Raw genomic sequence first — 353 nt, forward strand, 5'->3', positions numbered from 1 at the left:
GCCGGAGTCGAGTCGCTGTCCACACTGCGGGCCTCCGCGAAGCGGGAGGACGTCCAGGGCGCCGTCGGACGGTTCGGCGTCGGGTTCGCCGCCGTGCTCGCCGTCAGCGACGAGCCCGCCGTCGTCGGGCGGACCGGAGGTGTGCGCTGGTCGCTGGGGGAGGCGCGGGACGCCGCCGCCGAGGCCGCCCTGCACAGCCCCGACCTCGGTGACGAACTGCGCCGCCGGGACGGCCATGTCCCGTTGCTGCGGCTGCCGTTCGCCGCGCAGGGCGCCGCCCCCGAGTCGTACGACACCGTCGTCATCCTGCCGCTGCGGGACGCCGCCGCCGAGGCCCTCGCGGCCCGGCTGCT

Annotated in this window: 1 pseudogene; it reads left to right on the plus strand. The window is 77.6% G+C overall.

The features are described from left to right. Positions 1 to 353: pseudogene (locus G3I40_RS08625) on the plus strand (molecular chaperone Hsp90); the annotation flags it as partial.

Origin of the sequence: Streptomyces sp. SID14478 (assembly GCF_010548525.1) — a bacterium.
Taxonomy (GTDB): Bacteria; Actinomycetota; Actinomycetes; order Streptomycetales; family Streptomycetaceae; genus Streptomyces.